Genomic DNA, 395 nt, shown 5'->3' on the forward strand with positions numbered 1-395 from the left:
GTAGCGATAAAAAAGAAAACGCTGAGCATATGATGTTGGTCGATCTAGCAAGAAATGACGTGGCTCGAATCTCTGAGCCCGGCACTCGCCATGTGGCCGACTTACTTAAAGTCGACCGCTACAGCCATGTGATGCATTTGGTCTCTCGCGTTGTTGGTCAATTACGTGGGGATTTAGATGCACTTCATGCCTACCAGGCTTGCATGAATATGGGCACCTTAACCGGCGCACCAAAAATTCGAGCGATGCAACTCATTCGCGACGTAGAAAAAGCACGACGAGGCAGTTACGGGGGCGCAGTCGGATACTTAACTGGAGAGGGAACGCTGGATACCTGTATCGTAATTCGCTCAGCTTATGTCGAAAATGGGGTCGCTCAGGTGCAAGCGGGCGCC

At 51.4% G+C, this 395-nt stretch carries 1 protein-coding gene; it reads left to right on the forward strand.

The features are described 5' to 3' along the window. On the forward strand, positions 1–395 hold a 395-nt coding region (locus ACP45E_RS20995), incomplete at both ends, for a chorismate-binding protein (protein WP_198927778.1).

Source organism: Vibrio genomosp. F10 str. 9ZD137 (genome assembly GCF_049974785.1).
Lineage (GTDB): Bacteria > Pseudomonadota > Gammaproteobacteria > Enterobacterales > Vibrionaceae > Vibrio.